Here is an 8,938-nt window from a genome sequence, read left to right as displayed (position 1 = left end):
CTACCACGGACGAGAGGAAGCAGATGAGGATGTGTATAAATACTTTATCAAAAAACTCACTAAGTAAGCTTGTTTAAATTCACTTGTTTTTTAAAGCTTATCAAAAAAATTCATTTATTAAACCTAACTCAAAATTCACCCTCCTTTAAAAAAATTCATTGATTAAGCTTGTTTAAATTCACTTGTCCTATCAACAACTAGCTACTTAAAGCTACTTAAAATTCACTTGTTTTTTAAAGCTTGAATTTAAACTTGAATTCAAGGTGATTTAAGGCTCTTTTTAAATATCAATTTATTCTTTTAAAAGATCTTTGTATGTCTTAGCGTGTGTTAGCTAGCTTAAGTGCTTTCTTGTCATACCTTGCTAAGTGTATCAAAAAATGTTTCTTTGCTTTTTACGAAAGCTTAAAATGACAGTTTTATCATACAAAGCCTTGCTAAGTAGCTTAAATTCAAAAAAGCCTCTTCGTCTGCTTTGCAAAAATGACAAGGATGTGAATTTTTTGCTTGCTCTTATCACAAGCTACTGTCTTTGAAGGCTTAAAGCTTAACTTTTTAGAAAGTTTCTTACATAAAATCTAGGAAAATCCTCTTCATTTTAGCTGCTATATATCAAGTGCATATCTTATTCTTACTTCTTTAAAAAAAGCTAATTTCACAGATAAAATGACAAAGCTACGCGTAAAATCAACACTGTTTTGCAAAAGAATTTTAAAAATTAATGCGGTTTTGAATTTTTTAAAAATGATCGCAAGAAATAAAGTTAGAAAATTCACTCAGTTGCGTGAATTTTTGAGTTTTTGCAGCAAAAAATGACTTGATTTAACAAGGCAAGGTTTTGGCTTTAAATTTAAAGGTATTGTCAGCTTAACAAGTTTCATTGATTAAGCAGTTCAAGCCTTTGTTTGCAAAGATCCTGCCAAGGAGAAAGCTCGTTTATTTCAATGCACTGACTTAGAGCCTGTCTTTGTCCTCCTGTATTTTGCATCTTTTCAAAGATCTGACTTTGGGTGTAAAAGGCTCTTGCCTTATCTTGTGGGCTGAGATTTACTTTGAGTAGATCTGTTAAAACTGTTAGGGCTTGATTTGGCTGATCGCTCTTGTCTAAGGCACTAAGATACATAAATTCAAGCTCAGGTGTATAAACATTAACCCCCTTTAAATTTTGAAAGTCAATTGCCTTTGGAGCATAGGTTAGTATGCTTGTGGTGAGGTTATTTTCCATACAGTAAAGCAAAAACTCATTGTAAAGTTCTACCATTTGATAGCTCATAGGAAAGTTTTCTAAACTCTTTAAGGTCCTCATAGCCTCATTATAGCTTCCCTGTCTTAGCTGGGCTAGGAATTTATAGTAATTTGCCTTGAAATTCTCATCCTCGCTTTTAATAAGCCTTGATCTTAAAACCTCATTGCTAGTATTTATGGTGGCATTGTAGTCCTTGTCGTTTAGATCAAGCTCTGCTCTTTGTAGATCATAATAAATGCTATCATCCATTCTATTTCTATCTATATAAGCCTTGGCCTGAGCCGTTCTTAATGTTCGTTTAAAGCAGCCTAACATAGCCTTTTTATCAGGGATCTTCTGCCCTATATCATAGGCTTCATAGCCTTGAAACAAAGTAGCCGCCAAGGCACAGTCATCAGCCTTTAAGCTCTCATTTAGCCTTGTGATGGCTGCTTTTTCTAGTATAGTTTTAAGCTCTATGTTGTTGTATCTTTCGATGGCATCCTTATAATCAAGCACGGCCTGGGTGTTATTCTCATCATTATAAAGCTTCACATCTGCGATTAAAGCCTTTGCGGCAAGTTCGTTTGCGTATTTGTTTTGAAGTTCTTTGTATTTTTCGTGCAAGATAGTTGAATTTGTTTCTTCTAGATTAAAAAAGATGCTATCTTGTGCCTCTGTCATTAAGGAGAGGTATTCTGAGCCCTTAAACTCTTCTTTGTAAAAGTCTAAAAGCTCATTTGCCTTTTCGTAATTTGTAGTTTTACTAAGAGCAAGTGCTAAATTTCTAACCACCTCTTCATAGCTCTCGCCTCCCTCGCTCATATTATTAAAAACGATCTCATAGATCGCAGAGCTTAAAGGGTAGTTTTGATTAGCATACAAAAGCCTTGCTAGATCAAGGGCTAGGGGCTGATTCTTGCCAAAGTATGAGCTGTTTGAGTTAAGCACAGTGTTAATAAGCTCATAAGCTTGTGCCAAGTCCTTGTCGATTAGGGCAAATCTAGCAGAGGATAAGGCAGCCCTTGAGGCTAGATCTGGATTTTGGGTTTTATAATATAGATCGTTAAGTATGATTTGAGCCTGATCCTTGCTGCCAAGCCTTGTTAGATAATCAGCATAATCAAGCAAGGCTAAATGTGTAAAATAATTATCAGGCTGTTCGTTGCTTAAATTTGTAATCACATAATCCACATTAGACTTTTGCTCCAAAGCCATATAGATTCTCATAGTGATGTAAAGCACCTCAGGATAATTGCGATCACTTGCAAAGCTTCTATTCCAAGTCTTTGCTTCTTCGAGCATTTCTTCGAGTAGGGGTTGGTTTCTATAATCTGAGCTATCTGTGTAAAGCTTATTTTTTGCCCTTAGTCTATAAAGCATAAATTCATTCATAAAGATCGAACCTATGTATCTATTTATGGCGTTTGAGGCATCTGAGATGACCTGGGGGTAATTTTCTTGATCATATTCTTGCTTTATGCGTAAAAAGGTGTTTATATCCGCACTTTGTGGGACGGCAACAGGATTTGAATCAAGATCAAGGGCTCCTACTGAGGGATTTTGCACATTTGGAAACTGTATATCAAAGTCTAACCCATCATAGCTTTGAAAATATGGAACCTCATTGCTAAAAATAAAGGTAAAATTCGTGGAATTTGTGTCATCAAGATTGCTTAAAACATTGCTTTGATTGTAAAGATTTTGAGCTAGATTATATCTTTTTGCTGGAACCTTTGGGTAGATGAAGATCTGAGTGCTTAATTCATTTTTTTGAAATTTCAGATCAAAAAAGCTAAACTGTCTATCGTTAAGCTCACTTTCTACAATGCCAGGCAACTCGCACTCAAAATAATCTTGCCTTTGAAGGCAGGTAAAATGGGTATCGTGTTTTAGATGAAGGGTGGCAAAGGGGGAGTTGTTACTGCTACCTGTGTTTAAGACAAGTTCAAAGCCAAAGCCAAGATTAAGAACAAAAACAGTTAAAAAGATAAATTTAGCAAAAACTCTCATAAGCTAATTATAGCTAGATTTGACAACAAAATCATATAAATTTAAACTAGCTTAAATTTAAAAAACTCTTAGCTTGCTTAATTTAAGCTTGCAAAACCTTGCATTTTAAGCTTTTTAAAGCTATGCTTTGCAAAAAGAGGGTTTAAGGTTTGCAAGATTAAAAGCAAGATAGTTTTATTAAGAATTTTATTTTCTAAGTTTTGTCCTTACTTTATCTAGCTTCATTTACAAAGCATAGCCTTTTGCTTAAACAAATTTTATTTAAAGAAGATCTTAGAGTATAGAATTTGTGTTAAATAAACTTAGTATTATGAAAGGCTTTGCGATAAAAAGGCCACAGTTTTAAGAAGAGAATTTAAATTTGCAAGTATAAAAAACAGTATAATAAGGAAAATTTTAAGGGACTTAGCTATGAAAACAAAATTAATATGTGCTTTGTTTATTTTCCTTGCTTCTTGTTTGCAACTTAGTGCTAATTCTTTAATCCTTAATCCTTGGAGTACCGAGTTTTTTAATTTAAAAGATGAATTTGATTTTAGCAAAAAGGGCAATATTTATGAAAAAACCTTTATAATGCCACTTGATTTGTGGAGGTATCCTAATATTACTATTTCTGTGTTTTTTGAGACCAGAGATGATTTAACACATATTGAAAGGATAAAAAAAGATGAGGACTTCACAACACTAGCCATACAAAATGCAAAAGATTTTCTTGATAGGCTTATTTACATATGGTTACCTTATGATAGCGTACATGTGTGTGGATTTAGATGTACTTTAAAACCAGAACAAAAAAAGAATATCATTAAACTTTTAGAAGCTTATCACCCAAATCAACACTTTAAATTTAAACTTAGCTTTATCCCTTTGGGAAATCCTAAGGCAAAGCAAGCAAAAATCATAGAATTTCCTTTGTATTTTGTTTCAAATAAACACAATTTGCCAACCGCAACTTCAAGTCGGCTGAACTTAATGTATGCAAAAGAGGTAAAAACTTGGAGAAAATATTATGTTAAAATTGAGGTCTTAGAAGATGCCAACTTGTCAAAAGAGCTTGTGCCAATTGTATTTATACGATCATCATCTGCTAAATAGGAACTGATGTGCTAAGATACTATATACAAATTTTTATAGAAGAAGCTAAAACCCCTTTAAATGATGGCAAGAAATCTACAATGGGTCATATGTGGTTTAGCATCTATGCACTTGATAAAAATGGCAATGAACTTGAAAGATTTAATGCAGGATATACCCAATTAACGACAAAAATTTAAATTTAAATAATCAAAAAACAGTATCATTAAGGAAAATTTTAAGGGACTTAGCTATGAAAACAAAATTAATATGTGCTTTGTTTATCTTGTTTGGCTCTTATGTACATTTATTGGCTAAGCCTTCGACTAATTCTTTTATGCTTAATCCTTTTAGTGTTGATAATTTGTATTTAAAGGATAAATTTGATTTTAGCAAAAAGGGCAATATTTATGAAAAAACCTTTATAATGCCACTTGATTTGTGGAGGGCATGGGGCGGTTATCTTTATGTGGATATTTTTGTATCTTTTGACTATGAAGATGATTTAAACGCTGTCAGAATAGAAGAGTTAAGAACCTTGCCCATACAAAATGCAAAAGATTTTGTTAATAGGATTGAGATTATAAGATCTCCTTATACTGATAAGATACATTATATGCCCAATTATTGGATACCAGAGCGAAAAGAACAAATTATGCGCATTTTAGAAGCTTATCAACCAAATCAACACTTTAAATTTAAAATCACCTTTTTTCCTTATAGAAATCCTAAGGCAAAGCAAGAAAAAATCATAGAATTTCCTTTGTATTTTATAGGAAGTAAGCAAAAATATGCAACATATATGAGAGCAAAGGTAAAAACTTGGAGAAGATATTATGTTAAAATTGAGGTCTTAGAAGATGCTAACTTATCAAAAGAGCTTGTGCCAATTGTAATTATAGAATCTACATCTTTTAAATAGAGGTTTATATGCTAAGCTACTATATACAAATTTTTATAGAAGAGGCTGGTACTAGTTATGTAAAAGATGATGGGACAAATATAAAATCATTTGCTGGGCATATGTGGTTTAGAATCTATGCACTTGATAAGAATGGCAATGAACTTGAAGGATTTAATGCTGGATATACTCAAAAAGGCATAGTTGGGGATGATGATAAAAGATATTTAGGTGATGCTGCTTGCAAATCAGAAGCATTAAAAATTACTCAAACAAGCTATGAGAGGCTAAAAGAATTTGCGACCAAGGACAGTTCTTTGGTTAAGGCTTTAAAATTTGACACAAAGGATTATAATTTTGCGAACAATAGCTGTGTTGATTATGTATGGAAGGCTTTAAATATAGCTGGATATAATGAAAAAAATTTCGAGGGCAACTTAGTGCCAATGATCAATTGTCAAAAAATTCAAACACTCAGTCCAAAGGCTGTAATATTAAACAAAGATGATTTATTTTATAATTTTGCTAAGATTTTAGGGCTTTCATCCTTTCTTTTTGATTTTAATGCAAATAAAAATAACAAAGTTGGCTTAGAGGCTAATCCTTTTGAAGCTAACAAACAAGAAGCTCTCTTTCCAAACACCATAAATTCACATAGAAAAGGAGAAATAAAGCTTCAAATTCAAGCCCTAGCTGATAACACAAAAATGCCAATCATAGGAGCAAAAATTCAGCTTGAAAATATAAATTTAGCCCAAAGGGCTACAACAAATGCCAAAGGCATTGCAGGTTTTAGCATAAAAGAAAGTGAGTATTTAAAGCCCTTTAAGATCAAGCTTGTTTCTAAGCAGTATGAAGAGGAGCCACTTTCTCATCAAAGCATAATCCCTAATGCTTATAGAAATGCCAATAAGCCCTTATCATTAAGATTTTTAGGCAAGATAAAATGCTATTTTAATGGAAAAGAGCTTTATTTATCTAAGGGAGGCAAAGTTATAGCTTATTTTAGTGCTTACAGTGGAAAGGCTTTGGGTTTTAAGGAAAAAGAGAAAATATTGCATAACTTTGAAAAAAATCTAGTTTATAAGGAGCTAGAAGAGGAACTTTTGTATAAAAAGTGGCAAGGGCAAAAAAACGAAGAAACAATCCCTGAAGGAACTTACTACCTAGCTCTCAGTAAAGATGAACAAAGCAATGAGATAAAAGAAGATAAAAACCCTTGGCTTTTTAAAACAAAAGAAGAACAGACACAGCCTCATAAGATACCTATCTATACAGATCAAGAATGCACTAGCACCATAGAAACTAAGACACAAAGAAAGGATTTTGTTATTTACGAAGAACAAGGCTATAAAGACGGCATATATCTAGGCAAAGAATACAATGAGTTTATAGCTAGCTTAGAGCTTTTAAAAGCTAAGTTTATGCACACAAATTCAACAGTAAAGTCAGCTACCATTGAGCTTGTTGTAGATTATAGCCTAGATCTAAGCTTAAAAACCATTGAGTTAGAAAGAACAGTAAGCAAAGAAAATCATAGGGTGTTTCTTAGTGGAGTATATGATAAGCCAAAAGAAATGAAAGAAGAAAGCTTTCAAGCACAAAAATTACAAACTTATTGGGCTTATAAGGAGATCTTGCAAGATGAGGAGTTAAATTTTGATGAGCTAAGCCTTAAAAGCTTGACTCTTTTTAAAAAAGGACAAAGGGCTTATAGAGGAGAAAATTTAGAACTTGATCTAGTAGAATACAACTGGCATCATTACAACAAACAAATTATAGTCTTTGCCTTTTTAGATACAGACATGGCTGTAAATTCAAACGAAGAAGTGATCTTAAAAGATCCTAAGTGGAGGATCATTACCTGGCATAATCCCCTTGTAAATCCTAGAATAACGCTTTTTACTTACAGCGGCAAATTTAATCCAAAAATATCCATGTTTGGGTATTTTGCCAAAAGAAGTGCTAAAAAACATCAAGGAGTGGATTTTTTTGCAAAGATAGGCACAAAGCTTTATGCTCCCTTAGACTGTGAGGTAGTTAACACGGCATTTTCTTCTAGCTATGGACAAAGCATTACCTTAAAACTTACAGGATCAGATTTAGAGATCTTAAAAATAAGAAAGGAGTATATAAACTATCAACTATGCTATGCTGACAAGGACAATGCACAAGACAGTGAAATAAAAGCCAAAGACTTCAATGAAGAATCCAAAGAATATTATCTTTTTTATGCACATTTAAGTAGCATTATTAATCCAAAAAGCCAAAGAGAATTAAGAGCCGGAGATAGGCTTCTTGCAGGAGAGCTTATAGGTTTAAGTGGAAGCTCAGGAAATGCCAAAGGCACAAAGGCACTACATGTGCATTTTGAAATAAGAGACAAGGACATAGTAGGCAAAGGACTTAAACATAGAATAAATCCTCTTTTGTATATAGAATGCAAAAAGCTTTATGCTGAATTTAGCCAAGAAGAAAAGAAAGAACAAGAAAATGTTTGCAAAGAACTAAGCACGAAGTAAGCTTGCAACTTAGACTAAGGAAGAAAAATGGCATATGTTTCTAGGGGCCTAGATTTATATTACAGTAAACATAAGGAGTATCCTAAGGATATATCATTAAGAAAGCAGATTGTGAAGGATTGGTATATTGCCTATCTTATTGTCTCAGTAGAAGGTTGCGTGGCGGATAACAGTAGAATTATTAGTGAGCTAAATGAAAAGATATATAAGCAAAGACTGTATGATGACTGTTCTAATATCTATCCTGATGGCAAGGGTGGCTTTGTAATCAAAGATGATATAAATTGGGTTCAAAACGGTGCTTATGTTTTTCAAGATCAGGGTCCCTTGGGTGATACTAGCATAACAGAATATATTTATCATAATAAAACCATCAATGATATTTACAAGTTAAGGCATCTAGCCTTCATAAAGGGCTATAAGGAGGAAATGCCTTTATCTTTTATGGAGCTTATCTATCCTGCGAAGATGCCAATTAAGGATTATTTTCCCTTTATAGAATTTGATCTTGGCACAAACATAAGCTTAGCCCTAACAAAAGAGGACAAAGAAGGCTTTGGCGACATTTGGTCTGAGATAGAAATAGGAGAGGATGAATGGAGCTACTGTATCATTTGGATAGCTAAGGATAGAATGCTTATGAGTTTAGAATACGAGCTTTATTATTTCAAACAGATCAGAAACAATGTGCATTTATTTGAGCTAAGCTTTCATTAAGCCTATAAAATAAGCATTAAACTGAAAGGACTTGAGGGTGGTTGAAAATGGTATGCTAAAACAAACTGTGCTAAAATGTAATGCCTACATTTATATGCAAGGTGTAAGTTTGCTTGGCAAAAGAATTCTTGGCTAAGATTATAATCCTTTTAACTTCAAGCTTAAATTTAAATTAAAGTTTAAGCTTTACAAAATTTCAAGCTTTCAAACTGCCTTCAAACATTTTTAACTCATTGAAATTCAACCAAAAAGCCTTTAAAACCTTTCAAACTTCTTTAAAAGCTTGTAAGCCTTTTAAATTCAAACTCTGCTTTAAATTCAAGCACCCCAGCAAGCTTAAATTCAAACGAGGCTTTAAATTCAAAGGGGGTAAGTAGCGAGGCTTTGGCAAGCTCTGAGTTGAGTTTAAATTCAAGCAAGGCAGACAAAGAAGGGCAAGAAAGAGAAATAGCAAACACAGCAAATGAAGCAGGGCAAGCAAGGGTG

Annotated in this window: 8 protein-coding genes; 6 read left to right on the top strand and 2 right to left on the bottom strand. The window is 33.2% G+C overall.

All coding sequences use genetic code 11. The annotated features are described in order from the left end of the window. Nucleotides 1-410: 410 nt before the first annotated feature. On the top strand, nucleotides 411-536 hold the full coding sequence (locus DMC01_RS16080) for a hypothetical protein (protein ID WP_282432311.1): 126 nt from the start codon (nucleotides 411-413) through the stop codon (nucleotides 534-536). Between the two features lie 341 nt (nucleotides 537-877). Here the strand turns inward: DMC01_RS16080 and DMC01_RS11200 are convergent, their stop codons facing one another. Further along, complete coding sequence (locus DMC01_RS11200) at nucleotides 878-3,238, bottom strand: tetratricopeptide repeat protein (RefSeq protein WP_142694295.1); 2,361 nt, start codon at nucleotides 3,236-3,238, stop codon at nucleotides 878-880. Between the two features lie 411 nt (nucleotides 3,239-3,649). Between DMC01_RS11200 and DMC01_RS11195 the strand changes: the two genes are divergently transcribed. From DMC01_RS11195 to DMC01_RS11180, 5 genes are read left to right on the top strand one after another with little or no spacing between them, the layout of a single operon-like run. Continuing rightward, nucleotides 3,650-4,333 carry a hypothetical protein gene (locus DMC01_RS11195; RefSeq protein ID WP_142694294.1) on the top strand — a complete coding sequence of 228 codons (684 nt, stop codon included), beginning with the start codon at nucleotides 3,650-3,652 and terminating at the stop codon, nucleotides 4,331-4,333. Nucleotides 4,334-4,341: 8 nt separating this feature from the next. After that, nucleotides 4,342-4,512 carry a hypothetical protein gene (locus tag DMC01_RS13790; protein WP_185908894.1) on the top strand — a complete coding sequence of 57 codons (171 nt, stop codon included), beginning with the start codon at nucleotides 4,342-4,344 and terminating at the stop codon, nucleotides 4,510-4,512. A gap of 53 nt (nucleotides 4,513-4,565) precedes the next feature. Then, nucleotides 4,566-5,234: a hypothetical protein gene (locus DMC01_RS11190; protein WP_142694293.1), complete on the top strand. Its 669-nt coding sequence runs from the start codon at nucleotides 4,566-4,568 to the stop codon at nucleotides 5,232-5,234. Nucleotides 5,235-5,242: 8 nt separating this feature from the next. Further along, a complete protein-coding gene (locus DMC01_RS11185; RefSeq protein ID WP_142694292.1) occupies nucleotides 5,243-7,735 on the top strand; it encodes a M23 family metallopeptidase in 2,493 nt (830 codons plus the stop codon). A 27-nt stretch (nucleotides 7,736-7,762) separates the two neighbouring features. Next, on the top strand, nucleotides 7,763-8,452 hold the full coding sequence (locus tag DMC01_RS11180) for a hypothetical protein (RefSeq protein ID WP_142694291.1): 690 nt from the start codon (nucleotides 7,763-7,765) through the stop codon (nucleotides 8,450-8,452). A 275-nt stretch (nucleotides 8,453-8,727) separates the two neighbouring features. Here DMC01_RS11180 and DMC01_RS13785 read toward each other — a convergent pair. After that, on the bottom strand, nucleotides 8,728-8,938 hold a 211-nt coding region (locus DMC01_RS13785), incomplete at its 5' end, for a hypothetical protein (protein WP_185908893.1).

The organism is Campylobacter troglodytis (assembly GCF_006864425.1).
In the GTDB taxonomy this organism is placed as follows: Bacteria; Campylobacterota; Campylobacteria; order Campylobacterales; family Campylobacteraceae; genus Campylobacter_D; species Campylobacter_D troglodytis.
This window is presented reverse-complemented; position numbering and strand designations above follow the sequence as displayed.